The 24,237-nt window shown below is 60.1% G+C and carries 23 protein-coding genes and 3 pseudogenes; 16 read left to right on the forward strand and 10 right to left on the reverse strand.

The features are described from left to right. Positions 1–128: 128 nt before the first annotated feature. On the reverse strand, positions 129–1,910 hold the full coding sequence (locus AB3X94_RS29725; protein ID WP_368613465.1) for a helix-turn-helix domain-containing protein: 1,782 nt from the start codon (positions 1,908–1,910) through the stop codon (positions 129–131). Between the two features lie 159 nt (positions 1,911–2,069). Between AB3X94_RS29725 and AB3X94_RS29730 the strand changes: the two genes are divergently transcribed. From AB3X94_RS29730 to AB3X94_RS29745, 4 genes are all read left to right on the forward strand, one after another. Next, entirely contained in the window at positions 2,070–2,660 is a 591-nt protein-coding gene (locus AB3X94_RS29730; RefSeq protein ID WP_368613466.1) for an amino acid synthesis family protein, read from the forward strand. A gap of 41 nt (positions 2,661–2,701) precedes the next feature. Then, entirely contained in the window at positions 2,702–3,646 is a 945-nt protein-coding gene (locus AB3X94_RS29735; protein WP_368613467.1) for a 2-hydroxyacid dehydrogenase, read from the forward strand. Positions 3,647–3,722: 76 nt separating this feature from the next. Beyond that, complete coding sequence (locus AB3X94_RS29740) at positions 3,723–4,202, forward strand: Lrp/AsnC family transcriptional regulator (protein ID WP_008919388.1); 480 nt, start codon at positions 3,723–3,725, stop codon at positions 4,200–4,202. Between the two features lie 358 nt (positions 4,203–4,560). Further along, on the forward strand, positions 4,561–4,821 hold the full coding sequence (locus AB3X94_RS29745) for a DMT family transporter (protein ID WP_312883544.1): 261 nt from the start codon (positions 4,561–4,563) through the stop codon (positions 4,819–4,821). Between the two features lie 604 nt (positions 4,822–5,425). Here the strand turns inward: AB3X94_RS29745 and AB3X94_RS29750 are convergent. From AB3X94_RS29750 to AB3X94_RS29765, 4 genes and pseudogenes are all read right to left on the reverse strand, one after another. After that, on the reverse strand, positions 5,426–5,872 hold the full coding sequence (locus AB3X94_RS29750; protein WP_176106355.1) for a MaoC family dehydratase: 447 nt from the start codon (positions 5,870–5,872) through the stop codon (positions 5,426–5,428). Between the two features lie 177 nt (positions 5,873–6,049). After that, positions 6,050–7,408 (reverse strand): annotated as a pseudogene (locus AB3X94_RS29755) (epoxide hydrolase family protein). A 134-nt stretch (positions 7,409–7,542) separates the two neighbouring features. Further along, positions 7,543–8,115 (reverse strand): ferric reductase-like transmembrane domain-containing protein, encoded by a 573-nt coding sequence (locus AB3X94_RS29760; RefSeq protein ID WP_368613468.1) that lies wholly within the window; start codon positions 8,113–8,115, stop codon positions 7,543–7,545. 124 nt (positions 8,116–8,239) lie between these two features. Continuing rightward, a complete protein-coding gene (locus AB3X94_RS29765) occupies positions 8,240–8,530 on the reverse strand; it encodes a muconolactone Delta-isomerase family protein (protein WP_176106358.1) in 291 nt (96 codons plus the stop codon). A gap of 444 nt (positions 8,531–8,974) precedes the next feature. Here AB3X94_RS29765 and AB3X94_RS29770 point away from each other — a divergent pair, with 444 nt between their 5' ends. The 4 genes and pseudogenes from AB3X94_RS29770 to AB3X94_RS29785 all read left to right on the forward strand — a co-directional run bounded on the left by AB3X94_RS29770 (position 8,975) and on the right by AB3X94_RS29785 (position 13,265). Next, a complete protein-coding gene (locus AB3X94_RS29770; RefSeq protein ID WP_176106359.1) occupies positions 8,975–9,601 on the forward strand; it encodes an isochorismatase family cysteine hydrolase in 627 nt (208 codons plus the stop codon). Between the two features lie 128 nt (positions 9,602–9,729). Then, positions 9,730–10,908, forward strand: coding sequence for an MFS transporter (locus AB3X94_RS29775; protein ID WP_176110434.1), 1,179 nt, complete (start codon positions 9,730–9,732; stop codon positions 10,906–10,908). Between the two features lie 86 nt (positions 10,909–10,994). Then, a pseudogene (locus AB3X94_RS29780) lies at positions 10,995–11,976 on the forward strand (MDR family oxidoreductase). 51 nt (positions 11,977–12,027) lie between these two features. Beyond that, a pseudogene (locus AB3X94_RS29785) lies at positions 12,028–13,265 on the forward strand (YbfB/YjiJ family MFS transporter). Positions 13,266–13,276: 11 nt separating this feature from the next. Here the strand turns inward: AB3X94_RS29785 and AB3X94_RS29790 are convergent. Continuing rightward, entirely contained in the window at positions 13,277–13,789 is a 513-nt protein-coding gene (locus tag AB3X94_RS29790; protein ID WP_176106360.1) for a helix-turn-helix domain-containing protein, read from the reverse strand. A gap of 254 nt (positions 13,790–14,043) precedes the next feature. Between AB3X94_RS29790 and AB3X94_RS29795 the strand changes: the two genes are divergently transcribed. Further along, the gene (locus tag AB3X94_RS29795; protein WP_368613469.1) at positions 14,044–14,667 is read left to right on the forward strand and encodes an isochorismatase family cysteine hydrolase; all 624 of its coding nucleotides are present in this window, start codon (positions 14,044–14,046) and stop codon (positions 14,665–14,667) included. A gap of 134 nt (positions 14,668–14,801) precedes the next feature. Here the strand turns inward: AB3X94_RS29795 and AB3X94_RS29800 are convergent, their stop codons facing one another. Next, complete coding sequence (locus AB3X94_RS29800; protein WP_176106362.1) at positions 14,802–15,719, reverse strand: LysR family transcriptional regulator; 918 nt, start codon at positions 15,717–15,719, stop codon at positions 14,802–14,804. A 95-nt stretch (positions 15,720–15,814) separates the two neighbouring features. Between AB3X94_RS29800 and glaH the strand changes: the two genes are divergently transcribed. Further along, positions 15,815–16,747 carry a glutarate dioxygenase GlaH gene (glaH, locus tag AB3X94_RS29805; protein ID WP_176106363.1) on the forward strand — a complete coding sequence of 311 codons (933 nt, stop codon included), beginning with the start codon at positions 15,815–15,817 and terminating at the stop codon, positions 16,745–16,747. 85 nt (positions 16,748–16,832) lie between these two features. Further along, positions 16,833–18,071: an alpha-hydroxy acid oxidase gene (locus tag AB3X94_RS29810; protein WP_368613470.1), complete on the forward strand. Its 1,239-nt coding sequence runs from the start codon at positions 16,833–16,835 to the stop codon at positions 18,069–18,071. 151 nt (positions 18,072–18,222) lie between these two features. On the opposite strand, the gene AB3X94_RS29815 is transcribed toward AB3X94_RS29810, so the two are convergent. Continuing rightward, the gene (locus AB3X94_RS29815) at positions 18,223–18,828 is read right to left on the reverse strand and encodes a TetR/AcrR family transcriptional regulator (RefSeq protein WP_368613471.1); all 606 of its coding nucleotides are present in this window, start codon (positions 18,826–18,828) and stop codon (positions 18,223–18,225) included. 75 nt (positions 18,829–18,903) lie between these two features. Here AB3X94_RS29815 and AB3X94_RS29820 point away from each other — a divergent pair, with 75 nt between their 5' ends. From AB3X94_RS29820 to AB3X94_RS29830, 3 genes are all read left to right on the forward strand, one after another. Then, complete coding sequence (locus AB3X94_RS29820; protein WP_246391876.1) at positions 18,904–19,881, forward strand: NAD-dependent epimerase/dehydratase family protein; 978 nt, start codon at positions 18,904–18,906, stop codon at positions 19,879–19,881. 2 nt (positions 19,882–19,883) lie between these two features. Further along, positions 19,884–20,228, forward strand: a complete 345-nt coding sequence (locus AB3X94_RS29825) for a DoxX family protein (RefSeq protein ID WP_176106365.1) — start codon at positions 19,884–19,886, stop codon at positions 20,226–20,228. A 204-nt stretch (positions 20,229–20,432) separates the two neighbouring features. Continuing rightward, positions 20,433–20,726 carry a hypothetical protein gene (locus tag AB3X94_RS29830; protein WP_176106366.1) on the forward strand — a complete coding sequence of 98 codons (294 nt, stop codon included), beginning with the start codon at positions 20,433–20,435 and terminating at the stop codon, positions 20,724–20,726. A gap of 631 nt (positions 20,727–21,357) precedes the next feature. Here AB3X94_RS29830 and AB3X94_RS29835 read toward each other — a convergent pair. Continuing rightward, entirely contained in the window at positions 21,358–22,461 is a 1,104-nt protein-coding gene (locus AB3X94_RS29835) for a hypothetical protein (RefSeq protein ID WP_176106367.1), read from the reverse strand. On the opposite strand from AB3X94_RS29835, the gene AB3X94_RS29840 reads away from it, so the two are divergent. Beyond that, positions 22,448–22,861, forward strand: coding sequence for a hypothetical protein (locus tag AB3X94_RS29840; RefSeq protein ID WP_176106368.1), 414 nt, complete (start codon positions 22,448–22,450; stop codon positions 22,859–22,861). The two genes, AB3X94_RS29835 and AB3X94_RS29840, sit on opposite strands and share 14 nt — an antisense overlap. 457 nt (positions 22,862–23,318) lie before the next feature. Here the strand turns inward: AB3X94_RS29840 and AB3X94_RS29845 are convergent, their stop codons facing one another. Further along, positions 23,319–23,750 carry a hypothetical protein gene (locus tag AB3X94_RS29845; RefSeq protein ID WP_176106369.1) on the reverse strand — a complete coding sequence of 144 codons (432 nt, stop codon included), beginning with the start codon at positions 23,748–23,750 and terminating at the stop codon, positions 23,319–23,321. On the opposite strand from AB3X94_RS29845, the gene AB3X94_RS29850 reads away from it, so the two are divergent. Next, the gene (locus tag AB3X94_RS29850; protein WP_176106370.1) at positions 23,750–23,950 is read left to right on the forward strand and encodes a hypothetical protein; all 201 of its coding nucleotides are present in this window, start codon (positions 23,750–23,752) and stop codon (positions 23,948–23,950) included. The two genes, AB3X94_RS29845 and AB3X94_RS29850, sit on opposite strands and share 1 nt — an antisense overlap. The last annotated feature ends 287 nt before the right edge of the window (positions 23,951–24,237 follow it).

Below are 24,237 nucleotides of genomic sequence, written 5' to 3' on the forward strand. Positions count from 1 at the left end.
GTGTTTGTCTTGAGGTGAACGATATGTGATGAAAATCCGGGCTTCTTCCTCTGTCCCGGAGGAAAACCGCAATTAATTAGTATCGTTTTGTAGGCAGGGTTTTCACGGACGCATAGGGCACGATCGACTCAGTGGGTTCCCGTCAGTTGATGAAGGTGAATCGCCAGCTCGACGGCGAACCGCCGTTCAGGCGACTCGACGTCGATGTGAAAAAGCTCGTTGATACGTGACAGGCGGTAGCGCAGTGTCGTGACGTGCAAGCCCATCTCGTTGGCGCAGAGTTGACTGCGACATCCCGAGCGCAGATAAGCCGAGAGTGTTTGCAGATAATCCGAGCGGGTGCGTTTGTCGTATTCGATCAGCTTGCCGATCGCACCGTCGACGAAAATCCGAACGTCTGCAGAATCCGCTGCACCCATCAGGATGGGAACAGGGCCGAGATCGGGCATCCGCAGGAAGCCGGTTTTTCCATAGTTCCGGGCAACCCGGATCATCCGCCAGCATCGCTCCCATTCCTGCGCCAGAGGTTCCATTCCCTCGAAGCGTTCGCCAAGTACGACGATTGGCGCACATCCAAAGGTCCCGGAGACCGCATCCGAGATTTGCTGCCCGAGCCTCGTCAATGCGGTAGCCTCGGAATCTTCTTCGTCGGGGAGCAGGCAGACAAGTCCACTGCCAACCATCACGACGTGCATCGTGATGTTCTGCTGCCTTGCGAGCATGGTGACCGTTCTATGGCCCTCGACGGTGAGATTGGTGCCTTGACCAGCCGGGCCCGGAAAGTCGATCACGATCATCCGAAGCGGCGCGGTGAGGGCGAGACCAAGATGCCGTGCTCGCCCCAATACGTCGTCCTCACTGCGCCAGCGACGCTCCACGATTTCGAAGAACAGTTCGGTGAGCGTGCGCGTCTCTATGCGGAAGCGGATCACGCTGCGCATCAGTTGAACGCTCAGGGCGAAGCTGACGCTCTCGAGCATCAGCTTCTGCAGGTCCGAGGGTTTGCCCTCGCCGAACGTCAGCAGGGCTCCCACCAGTTCATCGTCGATGGTGAGCGGCTGGATCGTGGCTTCGACAGAGCTTCCCTGTCCGATCGGCAGCACCACGGATGACTTGCGCTGAAACTCGATCGCATCACGCACGATCGGAACGAATTCCCGGCCTCCGGCACCCGTCAGCCATTTGGCCCATGCTGCGTCGTCGTAGATGGAGGGAAGAGGCGATCCCGATCCGAGGAGGTAGTTCGAGAAGAAATCCACGACCAGCACAGGCCCGTCAAGCAGGTCGCCGAGCGACACGGTCAAGGTCGCCAATGACTCACCCGCCAGAACCTCTCTGAGCAACGTGCGTTGCGATTCGATGATGCGCTGAAGCTGCTCATTGGCCTGCGTTTGCGCCCGATGACGATGCGCCCGCTCGACCGCGATCGCGCCGAGTTGCACAACCGCCGACATGAACGCGAGGTCCTCCTCGCCTACTTCGCGTACGGCGCGCGACGCAACCGTCAGTACCATTGGCCGGCCTGCCGTATCGCTGCTGGTCATCGGCAGGACCAGAACGGTGCGGTAACCGCGTACCTTGGCTTCGCGTCGATAACCCGGGAATTGTGTCGTTTCGAGTGCGTCGCGAATATAGACGGGCTCGCGCGTCTGCAATGCGATCAGACAAGGACTCGTCGCCAACTCCCAGCGATCCTCGGTCTGCTGCGGCAGCATGCTCGACTCATACCGGGTCAGAACAAGCGCATAGCCGTGAACGAGGTCGACAGACATGATCGAGCCAAGATGCCATGCGCCCTGCTCGCAGGCCGAGCGGATCAAACCGGCCAATAGCTCGTCGATGTTCTCGTCCGCACTGATCTGGCTGGCAACCCGGCTCAGCGCCATGACCTGTTTCTGCTGATCGGACATCGTCCCCTCCTGTGTTTCCGAGGAAATTACACGAAACCGTAGGAAAGAAAAAAAGAATCTTCCTGCGAAGCGAGGAAGACACGTCGCGCCACGATGCATAGCATTGAAGCGTGCTCGTTCCCGAGCCGATCTCAAGCCCAATGCACCAGGAGACTTCCAGTGAGCGCCGAACTTCGAAAAATCGCGACCTTCATCGAGACAACCTACGTCGAAGGGGGTAAGGCAGCGGGAAAGCCCGTCACGATGGTCATCGTGGCGGCAGTGATTCGCAACCCGTGGGCAGGACAGGGTTTCGTTGAAGACCTGCGGGCCGAAATTCTCGCGTCGGCACCCTCTCTCGGGGAAACCCTGACGCGACAACTGACAGACCTCATGCCCGCCGAAGGAGTACAGGCGTATGGGAAAGCGGCCGTGGTCGGCGTGAACGGCGAAATCGAGCACGCCTCGGCGTTGATCCATACACTGCGCTTCGGCAACGTGTTTCGCCACGCCGTCGAAGGCACCGCCTTTCTGAGCTTCACCAATACGCGTGTCGGACCAGGCGCCCTGATTTCAGTGCCGATGATCCACAAATCGGAAACCGGTAAGCGCTCCCACTTCATTACGAGCACCTTCCAGATCGCAGATGCGCCCGGCCCAGACGAAATCGTGATCGCGATCGGTGCCTCCGACGGCGGACGGGTCCATCCCCGAATCGCAGACCGCTTCCAGGATATGGAAGAGATGGCCAACGAACAGGCGTCCACCTGAGCTTACGTCGCATCGCAACGCCCACGCGAAAGAGATCAACCATGACAGGCCCGATTGCGTTTATTAGCAGCATGCCGTCCGAGGTACAGGACAGCTACCTCGCATCGCTCCGCGCGGCCATGCCGAGTGAGAACATCGTTCCGTTTGATCTGCTCACGGACGCGCAGCGTCAACGGGTCGACATCGCGGTGGTCGCGAGACCCGATCCTGTCAAAGTCGCCGCCCTGCCCAAGCTCGCATGGATCCAGAGCATGTGGGCAGGCGTCGACCAACTCCTGCCCGCGCTTGGGAGCAAAGCGCCGCCAGTCGTGAGATTGATCGACCCGGAAATGTCGCGAACGATGTCCGAAGCCGTACTCGCATGGACGTACTTCCTTCAACGGGACATGTCTGCGTACGCCCGCCAGCAAGCGAGATTGCTCTGGAGGCAGTTGCCATACCGCAAACCATCTCAAGTCAGCGTCGGTCTACTGGGTATGGGTGAACTTGGAACCGCTGCGGCAGTCCGGCTGGCGGACGCAGGGTTTAAGGTGCGCGGCTGGAGTCGCTCGACAAAGCGCCTGCCTGGCATCGAGACCTGTTCCGGCGAGAGCGGGCTCGATCTCATACTGCGCGAGAGCGACATCGTCGTGTGCCTGTTACCTCTCACACCGCAGACGCAGGGCTTGCTAAATATCGAGCGACTGACTCAAATGAAGCGAGGCGCTGCGCTTATCAACTTCTCGCGCGGGCCAATTCTTGTCGAGAACGATCTGCTCACGATGCTCGAGCGTGAACATATCTCGCACGCAGTGCTGGACGTCTTCAGTGTCGAACCGTTGCCGCAAGAATCCGGATTGTGGCGCCATTCATCGGTCACTGTGCTGCCGCACATTTCAGCGCCGACGGACAACGAAACAGCCGCCACCGTGTTCGCCGACAATGTTCGCGCGTATCGGAGTGGCGGGCGCATCCCCGCCAATGTCGACTTGACTCGCGGTTACTGACCTGGCATGCAGCGTCTCCACCTCCGCTCCTTGCCATGACATCGCGTATTTCCGTTTTGTCGACCGAAGGCCGCACATGCTGAAGCTTGATCGCTACGATATCGCAATCTTGCAGATCCTCGCCCGCGAAGGGCGCATAACCAAATCGCGATTGGCCGAAGCGATCCATCTCTCTATTTCGCCTGCCTGGGAACGCGTCCGTCGGCTCGAAGAAGGTGGAATTATCCGCGGCTACCGGGCAGAGTTCGATTGGGTTGGCGCAGTTGATATCAGCCATATCATCGTCGAGGTGACACTCTCGCGGCATACCGCTTACGACCTGCATCGCTTCGAGACACGCATGTGTTCCGCGCCAGAAGTTGTGCAGTGCTATGCGACGGGGGGTGGCATCGACTACATCGTGCACACGGTCACACGAAACATAGATGATTATCAGCGCTTCATCGACGCAATGCTTTTGGATGATCTCGGCATTGAGCGCTACTTTACTTACGTCGTGACGAAGATGGTCAAACAGGTCACCTGCAACGTGCCTGAGTGGATCGCGTTGGATTGATCTCGTGTGGGCGAGGGGTATCGGACTCGGCATGCCGTTCGTGCACGTCAACATCGCTTTCACGGTTGCATTCGCGGCAGCAAGTAGGCCGCTCACGAAAACAGGGGCAAGATCGCGGACGCGTTGGACAGACGCTGAGACACAGAATCTTGGAACTGCTTGCCAACACCACATTGGTAAGAAAACGCGGCTTAACTCATTTTCAGAGCATCGTTGATTATCGGGACATGTCCAGTGCACACATCAACTGTGCCCGCCTACCTCGGACTTGCGCGCCAACGTAGCCCTGATAGCGAGCATCGCACTAGCGTAGCTTTTATGGGTCGATCAGGCTGCTCTTCTTCCCGCAATTCATGACGTGAGGGCGGGAAGCTGGCTATTGGTCATTTTGATGGCGTCGCTTGCCACTTCGGGTCATCTCCTTATGCTTCAGGCGTTGCGAAGAACGCCGCTTGCTGTGCTGACTCCGTTCGGCTATGCGCAGCTTGCCTTCGCCACATTCTTTGGCTGGCTGCTGTTCGGTAAGATTCCAGACTTGTGGACCATCGTAGGGATGGCTGTAATCGCGATCAGCGGAATCGGCACGATGGTCGTGCATGCGTCACCTCGAGGCCAGTAATCACCTTTCTTGCTTGTTGTTTTGCGGGATTTTGAACGGGATATGACTTCCAGGCCGCCGGCAATCCCCGCTGGATTGGCTGCACTACTCGCCAGCTGTCGTCGGGTTCGCTGCAGGTCGGCCGTTGTCGATCGGGAGTGTGCGTTTGCTGATCCGGCAAGCTGCCGCGTGGCCGCTCGATGCCTCCACCGTCGGCAATCCGCCACATTGCTGACGTGAAACCGAGTGCGCACCAATGTCGGCTTTGGCCGAATTCTGTGCGTAGCTCCTCCGTCAGGTCTCTGAGTACAGCAGCCATATGCCGAGCAAGCTGACCGGCAAGTGCTCGACCATACCTAACCTTCAGGTATCGCATCCGTCAGGCGGCAACGAGTCGGCGAAACCCTGTCATCGTTCGACAACGCACACTACCCTCGCCCAGACATTCCGCCGGACTTATACGCTTGGTCTGTCGAACGCGTATTACCGGCTGCTCGATAAACTCGGTGCCGTCAGGGGTGTGCCCACGCCGGCGTCTGTCTGGATTGTCTTGAATGGGCCAGCCCTGATTGAACCCAAACTGCAAGGTGGCGCGGCGAAACAAGTGGCCATCCGAGATCAAGCTTCAGGGCCGTTTAAAAACCAGAAGGCGCATTTCCACTCGCTGACAAAGCTCACCTTGCTGGTTCATCGTGTCGCTGCGGACTGTCGCGATGCCGCGGTCGGGTTTGGAACGCGACGGCGCGATCTCCAGGACGGTGCTGACGACGTGCAGGACATCGTTCGGGCGAGTGGGTCTTGGCCACGCGATTTCGCCGCTCGCACCAATAATGCCACCCGCAATCGGCAGGCTCTGAACGAGAAGTTTCATGGTGATCGCTGCCGTGTGCCAGCCGCTCGCTGCAAGCCCCGCAAAGAAGGAGCGTTGAGCCGCTTCCTCGTCCAGATGGAAAGGTTGGGGATCGAACTGTCGCGCGAAGGCGTGTATCTGGTCGACATCGAGTTTATGCTCCGCGCTTTTGTACACCGCACCCACGGCGAGATCTTCCAGATACAGAGTCTCTGATTTCATGCGTTACTCCTGAAACGTTTTATTCGCTGATATTGGCTCTTCGAACGCCCCTTCTGTGGTGACGTTCGACCTTGATGGTGCTATCCCTATCCGAAGGATAGTCTTGCGCGGAGAATCCGAGAGTGGCCCGGGGGCCTCGCCGCTAGCGACTTCGAAGCCGGTCGCACTGCCTGCCCATTAGCTGCGCAGCGGCCGCAGACCCGCCCGAACTTCCTGCGCGAGTAGCAGGGGCTCCTCCCAGGCGGCGAAATGGCCGCCCCGTTCAGGCCGGTTGTAATAGATGAGGTCGTGGTAAGCCTGCTCTGTCCAACTGAGCGGCGCCTGATAGTTCTCACCGGGAAACGCGCTGACGGCAGCCGGCACGGAAACATTCGCTGCAACGAGGTAGTTGAAGTGGGCCGTTTCCCAATAGAATCGGGCCGCCGACACGCCCGTGTTGGTCAGCCAGTAAAGCGTGATGTTGTCGAGGACGTCGTCGCGTGTGATGGCACCGGCTGAATGCCCATTGACCGTGCGCCCTAGCACCGCCGAGGTGATCGGTGCCGCCGGCTGGCCATAAGCATCGCCGTGATCGAGCAGCCAGCCTGCCAGCGCAATCGGAGAATCGGCCAGTCCATAGAGGCTTTGCGGACGAGTCGCCATCTCGAACGCGTAGGCGCGGCGCTTCTTGAAATTGACGCTCAATTGATCATACGCGAGCCTTTCGTCGGACGATAGCCCTGCCGGTGACGGGTTCCCGCCCTGGATCGCCGTGAGGATATCCGGCGGAACTGCCGCCGGGAAATTGACATGGATGCCCACCAATCCAGGCGGCGCCTGTTTGGCCATCACATTCGACACGATACCTCCCAGATCACCGCCCTGTGACGCAAATTTCATATAGCCAAGACGCTGCATGAGCGTGACCCATGCGCGCGCGGTACGCTCCGGACCTCAGCCGGTCGTCGTAGGCTTGCCTGAGAAGCCATAGCCCGGCAACGACGGAACGACCAGATGGAAGGCGTCGGATGCGCTCGCGCCATAGGCGGTGGGATTGACGAGCGCATCGATGAGCTTGATCTGCTCAATGATCGAACCGGGCCACCCGTGCGATACGATCAGCGGCAATGCATTCTCATGCTTCGAGCGCACGTGCATGAAATGAATGTCGAGCCCGTCGATCTCAGTGACGAACTGCGGCAGAGCGTTCAGGGTCGCTTCGCACTTGCGCCAGTCGTAGTCGGTCGCCCAATGGTGCGCGAGGCCCTGAAGCGTCGCGAGTTGCACGCCTTGCGAGTCGTCATCGACGGTTTCGCGCTCCGGCCATCGGGTGGCCCTGATGCGTCTTCTCAGATCTACGAGCAGCGACACGTGAACCTGCACGCGAAGGCGGCGAATTGCGTCCGTGCCGCTGCCCGTCTGCGGTTGGACATCGGTAATACCGCGGTTCGTGTGCGCAGATACAAGTGGGCTCAGTGATTGCGCCGCTACGGCTGCCGCGGCGAGGCTCACGAATTGCCGGCGGGATGTCGATTGAGGGATAAGCTTGTCTGTCATGCGAACTCCAGTTGACGATGAGCCTGGCGGCTGGCGCGCAAGGCACAAAAGGGAGAACCGGCGTTGACCCCTGTGGGAGTTTCGACACGCCTGGTCCATGCGGCGCATCTCCAAGGCGCGACGAACAGCCAGTCTCACGTGCCGAACCGCGCAGCCACACGTAACAGCATGGCCGCAACCATGGCCATGCCCGGGGCGAGATAGCTGGCATGGAGATGGACACGGGTAAAGAAAGAGCCCGCAAAAATGATGGCGAGTATCCACACGCCCAGCAGATGCAGCTTTTTCCAGTTTTCCGGGCCGATAAGGCGCGCCGGCGTCGCGAACGACGTAGCCGTGAGCAGCAGAATCATCAGATAGCCGATGAAGCCCGGTATGTTGGTCACTGTCGTACGGCCTGTCCAGAATGCTTCGGGTGCCGTACCGACGTAGGCGACGAGTGCTAACGCATGCAGAAACTGCGACACAGCAAACGACAACCCGATGTAGCGACGCTCTCTTGCCAGCGCTCTGGTTGGCACCGACGGCGCCAGTTTTACAAGCGGCGCGGCCATGAAAACGGCGAGAAACAGAACAAAGGACGTGCGAGCCGTCGCACGCACAACATACTGCAACGATCTCACCCAGTCCGGCGCCAGTGCGAAGGCCGCCACTGCAAAGCAAGAAGCACATATGGTAAGTACACCGAAAAGCTTCCAGCGGGTCATATGGATAATCCGATCGATATTTGTCGATTGCTGGGCAACGAGCCGGCGATTGCGAGAGACGCCGGCTTTCGGGCCTGTATCGGTACGGTAGCGCGGCCGGCCAGACGCGCGCGCAGCGTCTGGTTCAGTGACTACGCGGCCCAAATCCTGAGTAGGAGCGCAACTGGCTGATCTGAGGCCGTGCGAGAAAACCGGATTTGACCAATGGAAGCTCTGACAGGAGTTCCGCGAGGCGGATTTCGTCATCGGCCTCCGAAATCATGCAGGCGCCACCTTCTGCTCTCAGCCATATCTGGCGCACGACTCCCGAGGCGTAGAGCCGGCGAACATACTCGGCTTCCGCCTCGACGTCCTCCTTGGCAGGGGACATCGAGGACGCGTTTTCCGAACGGGGAATGATCACGAGGTATTGCATTTTGCTCTCCTGGGAAGGCGTTGCGCTCCGGCTATGAATTCCGTGTGAACAAATCCGGAACTCAGTGCTGGGAGGAATGGGTCATCTCAGCCTGAAGAACGGCACACCCGCTCCTCTTGCATCCTCCGAGGCATCGGTGGATGTGGTCACTGGGCAGCTAATCCGGCGTCTGACCGAACCATACATCACCTATGTTTTTCATAGCAACAGATTTTTTCTATCGTGCAAACCTCACCTGATGCGCGGCTAATTTCTCGAGGCTACGCACGTAACAATTCAGGAATTCAAGTTCTAGCTTTACACTATGCTTTTCATATATACAATGCAGTCACAGGCAAACTTCATCGCCAGCTGAACCGGGTTCGCGAGCGGCACAGGTGTCCGTGTAAAACGCAGGCCGTGTCGGGACGCAGGTTCGATGCCCCCCCTTCCGAAGGAACGCAAATGACGCCCGTCGCCTACCACACCAATTCGACTGCACTGCTGTTCGTCGATCCCTATAACGACTTCCTCTCGGAGGGCGGCAAAGTCTGGCCCTTCGTCAAGGACGTCGCGGCACAAGTCGGACTGCTCGACAATCTTCGGGCCATCAACAGCGCCGTCCGCCGTGCCGGGATACGGGTCGTGTATGTCCCGCACCGCCGGTGGCAGCCGGGGGATTACCAGTGCTGGTGTCACCCGAGCCCCAGCCAGCGCAAGATCATGGACGGTCATCATTTCGCCAGGGGCGAGTGGGGCGGCGAGTGGCATCCCGACTTCGCGCCGCAACCGGGCGACGTCGTGGCCCTCGAACATTGGGGCTCGAGTGGCTTTGCCAATACGGACCTTGATTTCCAGCTCAAGCAGCATCGCATTACGCACGTGGTTCTCGTCGGCCTGCTGGCCAACACCTGCATCGAGGCGACTGGCCGTTACGCAATAGAACTCGGTTACCACGTGACCCTCGTGAAGGATGCAACGGCCGCGTTCCGTCAGGAAATGATGCACGCGGCACACGATCTGAATGGGCCGACCTTTGCGCACAGTATCGTCAACACGCGCGAGCTCATCGATGCGTTGCCAACGGCCTGAGCTGACTCCGTGACGCATTCGTCCGCATGGCGTGTTGCCGCCTGACTTGCTGGACGAGGCCATCAGGCTTGCGATGATTTGGTCACCGCCGCGCGATGCCGGATCCCCTTACCCTCTGGACGACACCCATGATCTCCCCGCGCCAGGTCTTTCTGATGGCTTTGTGCTGCGCGCTCGCCGTCTCACCCATCTACTACCACCAGCCGCTCCTGCCACAGATCGCGTCGACGTTCGGCGTGCCGTCCGCTCGCGGGAGCCTGATCGCCACGCTGACCCAGCTTGGCTACGCAATGGGACTGCTGCTCTTGGTGCCGCTCGCAGACGGCGTCCAGCCGCGCACGCTGGCGTCGCGGGCCATCGTGGCGAATGCGATGGCGCTGATCGCCTGTGCAGCCGCACCGTCCTTCGCCACCTTGAGCGTTTGCAGCTTCCTCGTCGGAACGACTTCAATCTCGGCGCAAATCATCATTCCGGCGGTCTCCGGTAAGGCCACGCTTGCCGCGCGCGGGCGAGTGGTCGGTTCGCTGCTGGGCGGGCTATCTTCGGGCGTCCTGCTGGCACGCACGCTAAGCGGCATCGTTGGCGCACTGTGGGGCTGGCGCTCGATATTCGTGATCGCCTCTGTCATCGATATAGCACTCCTGTTCGTCATCATGAAGTTGCCCATGTCGAACACACTCGTGGCTATCCGCTACCGCGAGTTGATGCAGTCGCTCGCTGGTCTCGTGCGAGAGGAGCGGCTGCTACGCGTCTCGGCGGCGATGGGCTTTCTCGTGTTCGCCGCCTTCAGCGCGCTGTGGGCAACACTCGCGGTGCTGCTCGCCCGACCGCCCTATCACTACGGTCCTGCCACCATCGGCGCATTCGGACTGATCGGGCTGGTCGGCCTTTCGGTATCACCACAACTCGGTGCCGTCGTCGACCGGATGGGCTCCCGCCACATCGCGACCGCCGGCGCACTAACGGTTCTGATTGCATTCGCGTTTGTCGCAGCTGGCGGTCGCAGCCTCGTATGGCTGATCGTCGGCATGGTGTTGCTGGATCTCGGCAACCGCACGAGCTTTATCGCCAACCAGGCCCGCATCTATGCGCTGCGTCCCGAGGCCCGCAGCCGCCTTAATACGGTTTTCATGGTTTCGTACTTTCTGGGTGGCGCGGTCGGTGCGGCGCTTGGCGGGGCCGGCGCCTTGCGCGCCGCCTGGGTTGGCCTCGCCGCGGTCGGCGTGTTGCTCTCGCTCGCGGCCGTTGCCGTCAATTCGCTCGCGTTCGGGCGGCCCAGTTCGGCCATTGTCGACGGGCAGGTTTGACCCGAACAACCGGACGATTCGCACGCAGGCTTGGTGGCTTCGACGTAGCACAAGCCGCCGAAAGACAATTTACTCAGGAGAGTCTGATGTCATTCAAGGCACTGCTCGCAACAAAGCCGCGCGACGCGGTTTCGACGCGCATCGTCAATTTCCACGACCGGGATCTCATGCCCCGTGACGTCACGATCGCCGTGGAGTATTCAACGGTGAATTTCAAGGACGCGCTCGCCATCACGGGACGCGCGGAGATCATTCGCGAGTTTCCGTTAGTCGCGGGGTATCGACCTGGCCGGCACCGTCGAGGCATCGGCGTACCCCGGCATTTCGGTTGGCGATCGTGTCGTCGTCAACGGGTGGGAATTAAGCCAGAGTCATCACGGCGGATTTGCGCAGAAGGCGCGCGTCAAAGGCGAATGGGTAGTCAAGCTGCCAGCGGTCCTTTCTACCATGGACTCAATGGCGATCGGCACCGCCGGATACACAGCCATGCTCTCCGTATTGGCTCTCGAACATGGCGGCCTCTCGCCTCGGCGCGGTGATGTCCTCGTTACTGGCGCGAACGGCGGCGTCGGATCGATCGCGATTGCGCTCCTGTCTGGCCTCGGCTATCGCGTCGTCGCATCAACCGGACGCCTCGAAGAGGCCGAATATCTGCGCAACCTTGGCGCGGCGGAGATCATCGACCGGCGCACGCTCTCTGAACCGGGTGCACCGATCGCCCAGGAACGTTGGGCCGGTGCCGTGGACTCCGTCGGCCATCACACGCTCGCCAACGTGCTGGCCCAGTACCGCGGCGTGGTTGCCGCCTGCGGCCTCGCGCAAGGCGCGGGCCTCCCCGGTTCGGTCCTGCCCTTCATCCGACGTAACGTGACCCTCGCGGGCATCGATTCCGTCAACGCCCCGCAGGCAGTGCGCGTCGAGGCCTGGTCGCGGCTCGCGCATGACCTCGACCTGGACAAGCTCGGCCGCGCGACGACGTTAGTGGGACTCGCCAAGGTTCCTGCGATTGCGCACCAGATCCTGGAAGGCAAGGTTCGGGGACGTACCATCGTCGACGTCGATGCATAAATGCCCTGTCGTCATTCGTCTCCAGAGACTGTGCGCACAGCAGCAATCTTGATTCAGGAGTTCAGCGTGTCCGCCGTTCCTTCTTCATGCCACCGGTGCGAAGCTTCGTCGCTCGATGCCCGTGCCCTGTTCGCCACGTTTGCCGGGCTCTGTGGAAGTCTGGTCGCCATTGGTCTGGCGCGCTTCGCCTACACACCGCTCATCCCCTCGCTGATCGAGGCGCACTGGTTCACATCCCCACAGACCGTCACGCTCGGAGCGGCGAACTTCGCCGGCTACCTGATCGGCGCAATGGTGGGACGCCCGTTCGCTGCGTGGCTGTCCACCGGTCCGCATTGCGGCTCCTGATGGCGGTCGTCACGATCGCATTCTTCACGTGCGCGTGGCCGGTGTCGGTGTCGTGGTTCTTCTTCTGGCGTCTGCTGTCGGGTATCTCGGGCGGCGCGATCATGGTGCTCGTCGCGACGTCGATCCTGCCGCACATTCCTGCGCCGCGCCGTGGCTTCGCGAGCGGAATGATCTTCCTTGGCCTGGGTCTCGGAGTTGCGGCATCAGGCACGCTGATTCCGCAACTTCTGCACATGGGGTTGCGCGACACGTGGCTTGGCCTCGGCGCGCTCTCACTCTCGCTCACGGCCTTGAGCTGGTTCGGCTGGCCGGCGACGAACCGTCCCGCGCCACAGGTCGCCCCGTTGCACGGAGCAGACCGCAGCAGGCTCGCGCTGCGCGTCTTCTACGCACAATACGCTGCTAACGCGCTCGGTCTCGTGCCCGTGATCGTGCTGCTCGTCGACTACGTGGCCCGGGGCCTCGGCCGGGGCGCCGCCGTTGGTGCGAACTACTGGGTGTTATACGGTCTCGCCGCCATCGCCGGCCCGATGATCTGCGGAAACCTTGGCGATCGCATCGGTTTCGGTCCAGCCTGGCGCGCCGCCCTCGCATTGCAGGCCATCGCGGTCGTGGTGCTCGCGAAGACGGGCAATCCTTTCGTGTTCGGGGTCGCCACGGTGGTCATTGGCGTATTCACGCCCGGAATCGTGCCACTCGTGCTCGGGCGCATTCATGAGCTGGTGCGTGACAATCACCTCGAACAGCGCGCAGCCTGGAGCCGCGCGACCACGGCCTTTGCACTCTTTCAGGCGCTTGGCGGCTATGGCTACTCGGATCTGTTTTCCCGCTTTCACGATGACTACGCGCTCGTCTTCCTGTGCGGTGCGGGCGCGCTCACCCTAGCCTTCCTCGCCGACGTCATCATGCAGGCTCGGCGCACAGAGCAGCATGAGCGCTAGCGCGGGAGGGATCACCCAGACCTGGCCTTCGCGGCCCGATACGCCTCGCGTCTTTTCTCGCGCTCCTTTGCAAACGTCGGGCTCAAGGCCGCGTCGAGATCGCTCCGCTCTACGTATTCGCCGCAAGACGGGCAGATATAGTCAAGCCCGACCTCGTGCCCACACACCCGATGCATAAACCGTACGGCGACTTCCTCGCCTTTGCTCTTGCACCAGGTTTCACCCCATGTACGCATCGCCTGGATCACTGGATAGAACGCCCGCCCTTTCTGTGTGAGATGGTATTCGTACCGTACCGGCCTCTTCTGATACGGTTGGCGCTCGATCATCCCGTCTGCTTCCAGCGACTTCAGGCGCGTGGCCAGCATCTGTGGCGTCGCTTCCGTCTGAATCTGGATTTCCTCGAACCGGGTCGCCCCCATGTACATCTCGCGCAGGACAAGCGTTGTCCACTTGTCACCGACAACTTCCGTCGATCGCGCAACCGGGCATACCGTGGCCATTACCTTCTCTCTACGCTTCATTTCGCCTCCGCAGAACCTCTTTTTTTCATAGTAACACGAATTCGTATCCCTCGCATACACGGCTGACCGAGTCACCCGTTGTCCATTCAAAACCTGACACTGGTTATGGATACGACGCTTAGACTTGTTTCTATGATATTCATATTTATAATCGATTCGTGTGACGTCCGCGCGCGCAAGTCCGCGCAGACGAATTGCGCAGCCGGGCTCCGGTTGCGACACGCCCCGCCCAACCCCCCTTTCGGGAGAACACGATGTCTGCCCTTATCTATCGCGCCGAACACACTGGTTTTTTGCTGGTCGACCCTTACAACGATTTCCTGTCGCATGGCGGCAAGATCTTTCCGATGATCGAGGCAGTCGCCAACGACGTTCGGCTTCTCGACAATTTGCGCGCAGCGGTGAGCGCCGCACGCAAAGCTGACATCCAGGTGTTCTACGTCCCGCATCGCCGCTGGCAACCTGGCGATTACGAAGACTGGGACCATCCGAATCCGACGCAACTGATCGTGCAGAAGCGCCAGTCCTTCGCAAAAGGGACGTGGGGCGGCGAATGGCACCCCGATTTTGTTCCCTTGGAAAACGACATCATCATCCACGAGCATTGGGCGCAAAGCGGTTTCGCCAACACGGACCTCGATTTCCAGCTCAAGCAGCACAAAATCTCGCACGTCATCGCCGTTGGCCTGCTCGCGAACACCTGCATCGAAGCCACCGCGCGATCCGCAATGGAACTCGGCTATCACGTGACGCTCGTGCGCGACGCGACCGCCGCCTTCTCGCCGGAAATGATGCGAGCCGCCCACGAACTGAACGGACCCACGTTTGCCCATTCGATCGTCACGACGGCCGAATTGCTGACAGCACTGCCGGCATAGGTGTTATGCCGACGATGACGGACTCTAGCGATCAATCCATTAGCAACAACCCATGAAGGACTCACCCATGATTACCATCTGGGGATGGTGATTGACTATCTATGGATCGTCACTGACAGACCTGCGAGTTCAATTCAAGCTGGGTCTGATGGGGCGAGGCCGGAGAACAGCGCGAAGGATTCCTTCACGAATGCGCGAACGGCGGGAGAAAACTCCCGTCGCCTGCTGGCCATTGCGAGATGACACGGATACTCGAAATCCGCGATGGCCCGATAGCAAATTCCCGGCTGTGTGAAGTTGCGCATCGATTCCGGGACAACGACCACGCCGTAACCGGCCGATGCAAGACTGATCGCGGCGATAAAGTCATGAACGCGATGTTCGAGAAAAGGAACGAAGCCTCCCGCTAAGCCCAGCGCGGTGAGCACCTCGCTGAATCCTCCGTCGTCGTCGAAGTGGGGGGAAATAAAACGCTGATCTTTTAGCTCGCTGACCGACACGTGGTCGCTTGCCGCCAATGAATGATCCTCGGCCATCGCGACCAAAAGGGATTCGGTCTGTACGATCGTGGCCACGATCCCCGCCGGATGTTGGCGCCAGGGCCGCACGATACCCACATCGATCTCGCCGCTGACAAGCGCCTCGAACTGACGCGGAGTCTCCATGGCCAGGACCTCGATTCGCACGTCGCCGTGCGTGATCCGAAACTGACGCAGCATCCTCGAGAGCACGCCGCTGCTCACGCCGGATGCGACCGATCCAATCCGCACAACACCGGCGAGGCCTCTGGCCGCCAACCGGCCGACCTGATCCGCACGCTCGATATGACGTAGCGCCGCAACCGCTTCGGCATGGAACAAACGCCCCGCATCGGTCAGCGTGACGGGCTGTCGCTTGTTGCGGTTGAGGAGACGAACGCCCATCTCGTGCTCAAGGCGTTGAATCTGGGCGCTGAGCGCAGATTGCGCGACGTTCAAGCGATCCGCTGCCTTGGCAAAGTGCAGATCCTCCACCACAGCAACGAAGTATCGCAGTTGACGGGCGTCGATCATTTAATCTCCAGGAGCGAATAAACATTCGCGCAATGCGTCTGGATGATATCAAAGAAGAGGCATCAAATAGAGCCCTGAAACAACAGGAGGACAACATGGACGCACTGACCACCAACCCTGGTTCCATCACGCACCGGCAACCGCTTTTCCGCTTGTCGGCGCATCCCACCCATCACCGCATCATGAACGTGACGGTCGACCCGAACGCACTGACCGGATTCCTGGCGGACGTGCGCGATATCGACGTCCAGAATCTCGAGTATGTCCCGTTCATGCGCCATCACCTTGCCGATCTGCTGGTCGAGCGTCTCGGTGACGACTTTGCCGACATGCTCGTCGAGCTGGTCAAGGACCGTCGGCACGGCGGTTTCACCATCGGCCTCCAGGACCTTTCGCAAGACCCTTCTGACTTCGTGAAGTTCGGTACGGCCATCGGTCATTTCCTCGGCCCGAGCAATCACGATGCGATGTCGGGAACGTACTACGCCCGCTTCGTGGTGAAGCACACCGATAACAGCGACTCATATCTTCGTCAGGCATACCGGCTGTTCACGATGCACACCGACGGCACGTACGTGAGCGACGCAACGGACTGGCTGCTGATGATGAAATTCGCGGAGCGAAGCGCGGTCGGCGGCGAATCGCGGTTTCTGCACCTGGACGACTGGGAAGAGCGCGATCGCTTCGTCAATCACAAGCTCGGAACCAAGCCGTTCTTCTACAAGGGATCCGATTCCAAGAACGTCAGCGAGCAGATCGAGCGGCCGCTGTTCTTTCAAAGCGAATTTGGTCTGTCGATCTCGTTCATCGACCAGTTCGTTCAGCCGTCCAACCGTGAAGAAGCGGCATTTCTCCGCTCACTGTCCCAGTCGATGGAAACGTCGGCCGGCACGAAGGAAGTGTCTTTGCCGGTCGGCGGTCTGGTGGTGCTGAACAACTATTTTTACCTTCACGGTCGGGCGCCATTCCAACCGAACGAATCGCTGTTCCGCGAGCTGATGCGCCAGCGCGGCTCGTTTGCGTATTGATGTCATCCGCTCTCTGGCATGATCGGGCACACCGACCGCCGAGGGCCAACGCAGCGATTTCGATGTAACACAGTGAGACGGTGAAATGAACGACTACGCAGAGCACGTGAGCGTGCACGAAACGACGTCCGTCGGGCGAGTTGAACAAGCGGCTTACGGGGTCAAGCAACATCTCCCCCGGCGGCTGCGCCAGATCCTCTCGCTCGCGGACTTCGAGCGGGCGGCACGGCGCGTTCTGCCGCGTCCGCTCTACGGCTATATCTCCGGCGCAGCGGAGGACGGAATGTCGATCGCGGCGAATCGGGCTGCGTTCGAACGCTTGAAATTCCGCACAAGAGTGCTTGTCGACGTGTCTCATCGATCGCAGCAGACAACGATCTTCAACCACACCTACTCGTCTCCGTTCGGAATCGCTCCGGTCGGAATCAGTGCCATCTCGGCATATCGGGGCGACATTGCGTTGGCCACGGCCGCGATGGATGAAAATATCCCTGCGATCATGAGCGGCTCCTCGCTCATTCCCATGGAGGCGGTGCAGGCGGCAGCGCCTGGCACCTGGTTCCAGGCTTATCTACCCGGCGACGTCGCGCGCCGCGACGCCCTGATCGAGCGTGTCAAGGCCGCTGGCTTCGCTACGCTCGTCCTCACAGTCGACATTCCCGTTTGGGCGAATCGCGAAAACAACGTGCGTACCGGTTTCTCGCTGCCGTTGCGACCATCGCTGCGTCTTGCGATGGATGGCATTTCCCACCCACGCTGGCTGCTTGGCACTTTCGCCCGGACGTTGATCAATCACGGCATGCCCCACTTCGAGAACTCGTTCGCGACACGAGGGGCGCCGATGCTGTCCGACTCGGCGGTACGCGATACCGCCGGTCGCGACCATCTGTCATGGTCCGACATCGCAAGCATTCGTCAACGTTGGAACGGCAATCTGGTCATCAAAGGGATCCTTCACGCGGACGACGCGCAGCGCGCACTCGCGATTGGCGCGGACGGGATCATCGTGTCGAACCACGGTGGGCGCCAACTGGACGGGGCGGTCGAGCCGCTATCCGTGTTGCCGCAGATTTGTGATGCCGTTGGAGACAAGACCGTCGTCATGCTGGACAGCGGGATCCGGCGAGGGGGAGATGTTCTGAAGGCGCTCGCGCTCGGCGCACATTTCGTATTCGCCGGGCGCCCGTTCATGTACGCCGCCGCGGTGGGCGGCGCGTCGGGTGTTCGACATGCGATCAGCCTTCTCAGGGACGAAGTCGACCGAAACATGGCGATGCTCGGCAAGGTAGCGATTGGCGAGATCGATCGCGCAATACTGGCCTGAACGGCGCGTTCCGACCGGATCACGTGTGACCCTGCCGGTGGACGAAAACACCAACCGCCAATAAATCAGGATTCCGCATCCAGTGGACTTCAAGAAACTACCTCCCCTGCGCGGCGCTGGGCGCGCTTCGCAGCCTCCTATGCGGCGCTCCTTAGCGAAGTGCAGCCGTCACCGCCTCGTCAATCTGCAGCGCAAAGCGCGCTTCAACATCGGGCACCGTGTAGCCAATTGACAGTTCCAAATACGCGTCGCCTAGCACCAACTGAACGAATGTAGCTGCTCGCAATGCAGCAGTCGGTTCGTCAAATCGCTTTCGCAGAATTTTTGCGGCGAAGGCACGCACGACCTTTGCCCCATTTTCGTAAAACACCTGGCCGAGTTCCGGAAGACGCTCGGCCTCAGCAACGATGGCCCGGTAAAGCCGGAGATAATCCGGCGTGACCAGGATTTGTGCCAACACCCATCCCAACTCGCGCAGCTCGACTTCGGGTGCGCCATCGGATTGCTCGTTCTGAGCACTGGCTAGAACTCCGCCCACCTGAGTGCACATCGAGCTCACCAGACCAACGAAGAGCGCCTCCTTCGACTTGAAGTGGCGGTAGACCGTCTGTTTGCCGACGCCGGCGGCCGCCGCGACATCGTCCATGGTTGCCAGGCCGAAACCCTCGCTTAAAAAAACGGTTTTCGCGCCATCGAGGATGGCAGTCCGTTTGCGGCGTTGCAGCGGGCTCAGGCCAGGAAGAGAGGAAGCGTTCATACGAAATAAATACCAGATCGCCGGGTAGTTGACAAGACTGATCAGTCTCGTTTACCTTCGCTGAAACGAGACTGCTTGGTCTCGTTTGGTGACTATTCAACTTCGCAGGCAATCGTTGGGGAGAACGCTTTGAAACTATTCATTACGGGTGGTACGGGCTACATCGGGCAAGCAATCGCGCGCAGGGCAATCAGCCGCGGCCATCAGGTGACGGCGATGGTGCGCCAGGACAGGTCGGCGGCTGCCAGCGCGCTGGCACGTCTCGGTGTGAAACTCCATGTCGGCGACCTGCGTGAGCCACAGTCTTTCGCTGTGACTGCCAGTGCCGCTGATGGCGTGGTGCACGCCGCGTCGACCAACGACGCTTCCGCCGCTACTGCTGATGAGGCCGCGGTTGTAGCGATGCTTTCGCATTTGCGTCCGGGCGCGGTGTTTGTCTATACGTCGGGCACCTGGGTCTACGGCAATACTGCGGGAGAACCCGCGACTGAAGCATCAGCGCTGAACCCGACACCACTCGTCGCCTGGCGGCCCGCAGTGGAGCAACATGTGCGGGCGCTAGCAGCGAGCCGTTCGATTGCCGCGGTGATTCTCAGGCCGGCGATGGTGCACGGCTACGGTGGCGGCATCTTCGGCATGCTTGCCGGGATGGTCCGTCAGACTGGCAGTGTGAGGGTCGTCGGCGATGGTCGCAATCACTGGCCGGCCGTTCACGTCGATGATCTCGCCACGGCTTATCTGAGCGCGGTGGAACAGGCGGCAACCGGAGACAGTCGAGTCACGGGACAGATCTTCAACGTGGTCGCGGAAGATGCTGTTGCCGTTGCCGAAATGGGTAAAGCGATTCGGGCCTCGGTCGGCGCCGATCGTGTCGAACTCTGGCCGCTCGACGATGCTCGCAAATCGCTTGGATCGTTCGCTGACGCACTGGCGCTCGACCAGACAGTAAGCGCTCAGCATGCCCGGCGAGTTCTCGAGTGGGAACCCCATGGCCCTGGCCTGATTGCGGACCTCTCTGCACCAAAACACTTTCAGCAAACTAACGGAGCATGACGATGGCGTGGAGCAGTGCGTCTCTCGAATCAACCCTAGCGATGATCGTCGCGGTGCTGTTCACGATTGCTGGCGTGGTCAATCTCGCAAGGCCCGGCGCGGTGAAGCGCGACTTCGCACGCTGGGGCTATCCGGCATGGTTTCAGTTGCTCTGTGGCGCGCTCGAATTGCTCAGTGCGGCACTTCTTCTTGGACAACAAACCAGAGTCTTGGGCTTAACGTTGGCCGGTGCGATCATGATCGGCGCGCTCTTCACGTTGGTGCGAAATCGGGAGCCATTCCGGCATCTCGCCCCGGCGCTGGTCTTTTCGGCTTTGATTGTGGTCACCTTGGCTGCCCGCGGTTGAGGCTTCCCCGCCATCAGGCGAGCGGCCCTGGGAAACTAACAGGCCGCGCGGGCAATCCGTGCTGCAAGTACTTAAAATAGGCACACGGATAGCCGAAGGAAGGGGCGTGCTCATGGCAGTACTCTAGCGAATACGCTCGTTGTGCGGTCACCGAATGACCACCGATAAAAGCATGACCGTTCCAACCCAACCTTTCGAAATCCGATGCTTGAAAAGCTTTTTGACCTGAAGGCGACGTACGAAGCGCTTGCGGCCGCGCAAGGCCCGGATGCGGCGACACAACGTGCCGCGCTCGGTGAGCGACTCATTGCGGCCTTTCCGGACCTGTGTCGCGAGCTCGTGCACGCGATCGAGGAGAACGGACGCCTTCTCGGGCTTGTTGAGCAGTCGCCGGACTCGCCCGCCCACACCACTTCCCCACTCGTGTTCGAAGGCTTCGTCTCGCGGCAGGAAGGCGACGCCTACCACTTGCAATCTGAGTCACCGAAGTTGTTGTGATTCCCGGCCGACAAGGCGGGCACCCTAACAAGAATTGTCCAAAGTCCCGGCAAGAGTCTAGCCATTCCAGATTCCGGCGACTGTAATCCTCCGTTCCTACTCCGCACTGACAACCGGTGATCAATCATTACGGGATGCGCGTGACACGAGGGATAATACATTTTTGTATAAGTCTACTGCCAACGCCAACGTGTATTCTGTATCGGTCACGAGATCCTCAAAAGGCTGATATGTGTAACTAACAACGGAAAATGCACGCGACTCAGGCATTTGAATGCATTCCTTCGGCGCACCTACCGCCCCTCGCGCCTCGCGTTCAAACGGGATGCAAAAATCCCAGATCAGTCGACTCCGTCATTTGTCAGAATCCGTTGGCCAAACGGAGTGTCTTGAAGCTCGGCGATCAGCGTGGTTGCAGGTCCGCTTTGGATTGACCCTCCCTTGGCCAAGGAAAGTTGGGGCGGCGTTTGGCCAAACGCATCGTCCGTCTTGCTCTTCGGATCCTGACTCGATGGCGTTTCCCGCACAGGCAGAAACTCACGCCTGAGTGAGGTATCCAGTCTTGACCGCGAGCCCCCCGGCCCATCGACGGCGGCCAGTCCATGACGGGATGTGCCGTGACATCAACGCATCAGATTTGTCCGCTCGCCCTCAGTGACATGACACTAGCCAGAATGTCGCTGACAATGAAATACCACTGCGTAGGCAATATTCCGGCGGTGCCTGCGTCCGACTCCTGCATGAATGGAACGATCACGACCTGGCCACAATCCTGATTGTCTATGATGGCGCCCGCCAATTGGGCGCCCAAGCGATCGACGTAGCCGAACAGTTGTTTCCAGTCCGCGTGGCGTACGCCGTTTTTGGTAAAGCCGGACATGGTCGCCTTATTCGGATAGTCAGTGTCGAAATAGTTCGCCTGTCTCGGCCTCGGGTGAAAGTAAATGACCACGCTCGACCAATTGACCTTGACCTGTCCTGCAGGCACGACGACTCCGAACCAGTTTGGACTCGTTTTGTCTGCATCTTGGCCCTGGAGCTCGTACAACAGGGCGGAATAACCCACGATTTTAGAGGCGAAGGAGAACGCCGGCTTGGAGGTATCTGTCACCTCCGAACCGTTGCTGGCGAGAAGCAGTTTGTTATAGCTTTGAGGTCCCACTCCCCGGGTGTAGAGGGCCAGTGGGGCGCCAAACACGGGTTGAAGCACCGTTTGGTTCAAAACAGCAGTGAACAGCCGCTCGCCGGTTGGAACAACGTTATCCGCGCCCCCTTGAGCGGGATCGTCGCTGCGCGCTGCATCCAGAAACATAAAATCGCGGATCAAGTGATGCGCATAGACGAAGCTGCCGACCACATCCTGATTGTCGTTTCCCAAGTCGCCCCCGATGGCGCTATTGCTTGCGAGAGGCGGTAGCGGCGGTATTTCACCCAGAGTGGACTGATTCTGATAATCGCTCCAGCGGGAGACATCTGCGGGAATCGTGACGCCGGTATTGTAGTCGAATTGTGCCACCGTTTTTTGCTGGTAATAAAGCCGCCTCTGGACGGTCGGCACGACGATAAAGCCTGAGGGGTCGGGCGCGCCGGCCCCCGTTTGGCTCGCATCGCTGTTGAAGTCCCACACGCCCGCGAGCATCTCGCTTAGCACACCCTGACCCTGACTCTCATTATTTACAAACGGAGTGAGATATGCGCCCGCATTGCTAATTCCCGCGAGGATGACGCGTCGCAATTTCGGCGTCGTGCTGGAACTGGAGCTCGAACTGGACGAGCTGCTGCTCGACGAAGACGATGAACTGCTGGGACTAGATGACGAAGACGACGAACTGCTGGGACTCGATGAAGAAGACGACAAACTGCTGGGACTTGATGAAGAAGACGAACTGCTGGGACTTGACGAGGACGACGACGAACTGCTGGGACTTGATGAAGAAGAAGACGAACTGCTGGGACTTGACGAGGACGACGACGACCTGCTGGGACTCGATGAAGAAGAAGACGAACTGCTGGGACTTGACGAGGACGACGACGAACTGCTGAGACGCGAAGAAGAACTGCTGCTGGAACATGGTGGCTTGCACGGGACACTCGGCGGCGTGCAGCAGACCTGCGTCGGCGAGCACGGCGGATAAGGCGGGTAAGGCGGAAAAGGGGGATACGGCGGGAAAGGTGGATACGGTGGATATGGCGGACAAGGCGGCGTGGAGCCACCTTGGTGCGCTCCGTCCTTGCACCTGCCGATCTCCTTCGTCAAACACTCGATTTCGCGGCAGAGCACGTCGATGAGTCGTGCGCGATCCGTTCGTGAGTTCTCGTCGCCGAGCCATGACGCTAGACTTTCCGTCATCCGGATGAGTTCTTCCCGCAACGCGTGCTCCCGCTCCTCCGCGTGCAAACGTTCGTTCTCCCGTTTGCGCTCCCGCTCTCGACAGGCGTGCAGTTCGCACCTCGCGTCCGCCAGCGCGCATTTCAGCCGCTCTGCCTCAGCGGAGAGCGAGCGTCTGTCATCACGCCAGTCCCTGCGCGAATCGTCGCATCGTTCGCGGAGCGACGGTTCGCTGACATTAGCCGAGTCCAGCCGCAGCCGGTCTAGTTCGTCCCGGAGCCGTTCAATCCGGCGGCGCAGATCGGACTCGAACGGTGCGTCGTCATACGACATGTCATGTCTCCTGTTGCGGGTACACGGAAGGAATCCGGTTTCCTCGATTGCCCGTTCATTCCCAAGACATCGTTAGCAAAGGTTGGACTGGACGCGCTTGAGATCGCGATCAGCCAGTGCCACGAGTAGGTTGAAGTGCACTCGCAGACGGCGATGACGAAGAACTGCTGCTCGAACTCGGCGGCTTGCATGGGGCACATGGCTGCTTGCACGAAACGCACGGCGGCGAGCAGCAGACCTGCGTCGGCGGGCACGGCGCGCACGGTGGATAAGGCGGATAAGGCGGGAACGGCGGATACGGGGGAAATGGCGGATACGGAGGGAATGGCGGATAAGGCGGACATCCACAGGATGGTAAGCAATGCGAGCCTTCGTTGCACTCGTGCACGCTTCGCGCCAGGCGCTCGACCGACTCGGCGAGCGCGCACAGCGCACGGTCCGCGCGCCGGTCGGCCTCATGCTGCGCATCGAGGCGACGGCGCAGATCGATCAGCGCATCGACAAGCGGATCGTCATGGCGTGGGGCTTCGCCGTGATGCCATTCGTGGCGCAGATCGGCTAGCTGCTGGCGGAGATCGTCGATGTCGTCGCGTAGATCGCGCAGCGAATCCCGCCGATCATCGTCATTGCATTGCGCGGGCATGGCTGTACCTCCGTGAATACGGTCAAGGCGCCCATACCCTTACGCAGGCTAAACGCACGCCCAGAGCCACTCATCAAAATCCTAGCAGTTCCACGTGCGAATGCTAATATTTCGACAATGCAAAGGCGGCCTTTAGTGTCTGGTTTGCCTGCACGCTATCCACGGTTTTCCTACCAGGCCGCAGGAGACCTCGCGTGAAAAATCCG

Source organism: Paraburkholderia sp. BR10923, from assembly GCF_040948765.1.
In the GTDB taxonomy this organism is placed as follows: Bacteria; Pseudomonadota; Gammaproteobacteria; order Burkholderiales; family Burkholderiaceae; genus Paraburkholderia; species Paraburkholderia youngii.

What these genes read in the sequence shown, in the direction of transcription:
- AB3X94_RS29850 (WP_176106370.1), top strand. Translation starts at nt 23,750, where the DNA reads ATGCGAGCCTTCGTTGCACTCGTGCACGCTTCGCGCCAGGCGCTCGAC.
- AB3X94_RS29740 (WP_008919388.1), top strand. Translation starts at nt 3,723, where the DNA reads ATGCTGAAGCTTGATCGCTACGATATCGCAATCTTGCAGATCCTCGCC.
- AB3X94_RS29825 (WP_176106365.1), top strand. Translation starts at nt 19,884, where the DNA reads ATGGCGTGGAGCAGTGCGTCTCTCGAATCAACCCTAGCGATGATCGTC.
- AB3X94_RS29795 (WP_368613469.1), top strand. Translation starts at nt 14,044, where the DNA reads ATGTCTGCCCTTATCTATCGCGCCGAACACACTGGTTTTTTGCTGGTC.
- AB3X94_RS29725 (WP_368613465.1), bottom strand. Translation starts at nt 1,910, where the DNA reads ATGTCCGATCAGCAGAAACAGGTCATGGCGCTGAGCCGGGTTGCCAGC.
- AB3X94_RS29770 (WP_176106359.1), top strand. Translation starts at nt 8,975, where the DNA reads ATGACGCCCGTCGCCTACCACACCAATTCGACTGCACTGCTGTTCGTC.
- AB3X94_RS29830 (WP_176106366.1), top strand. Translation starts at nt 20,433, where the DNA reads ATGCTTGAAAAGCTTTTTGACCTGAAGGCGACGTACGAAGCGCTTGCG.
- AB3X94_RS29735 (WP_368613467.1), top strand. Translation starts at nt 2,702, where the DNA reads ATGACAGGCCCGATTGCGTTTATTAGCAGCATGCCGTCCGAGGTACAG.
- AB3X94_RS29760 (WP_368613468.1), bottom strand. Translation starts at nt 8,115, where the DNA reads ATGACCCGCTGGAAGCTTTTCGGTGTACTTACCATATGTGCTTCTTGC.
- AB3X94_RS29840 (WP_176106368.1), top strand. Translation starts at nt 22,448, where the DNA reads ATGACGCGTCGCAATTTCGGCGTCGTGCTGGAACTGGAGCTCGAACTG.
- AB3X94_RS29750 (WP_176106355.1), bottom strand. Translation starts at nt 5,872, where the DNA reads ATGAAATCAGAGACTCTGTATCTGGAAGATCTCGCCGTGGGTGCGGTG.
- AB3X94_RS29815 (WP_368613471.1), bottom strand. Translation starts at nt 18,828, where the DNA reads ATGAACGCTTCCTCTCTTCCTGGCCTGAGCCCGCTGCAACGCCGCAAA.
- AB3X94_RS29800 (WP_176106362.1), bottom strand. Translation starts at nt 15,719, where the DNA reads ATGATCGACGCCCGTCAACTGCGATACTTCGTTGCTGTGGTGGAGGAT.
- glaH (WP_176106363.1), top strand. Translation starts at nt 15,815, where the DNA reads ATGGACGCACTGACCACCAACCCTGGTTCCATCACGCACCGGCAACCG.
- AB3X94_RS29765 (WP_176106358.1), bottom strand. Translation starts at nt 8,530, where the DNA reads ATGCAATACCTCGTGATCATTCCCCGTTCGGAAAACGCGTCCTCGATG.
- AB3X94_RS29810 (WP_368613470.1), top strand. Translation starts at nt 16,833, where the DNA reads ATGAACGACTACGCAGAGCACGTGAGCGTGCACGAAACGACGTCCGTC.
- AB3X94_RS29775 (WP_176110434.1), top strand. Translation starts at nt 9,730, where the DNA reads ATGATCTCCCCGCGCCAGGTCTTTCTGATGGCTTTGTGCTGCGCGCTC.
- AB3X94_RS29790 (WP_176106360.1), bottom strand. Translation starts at nt 13,789, where the DNA reads ATGAAGCGTAGAGAGAAGGTAATGGCCACGGTATGCCCGGTTGCGCGA.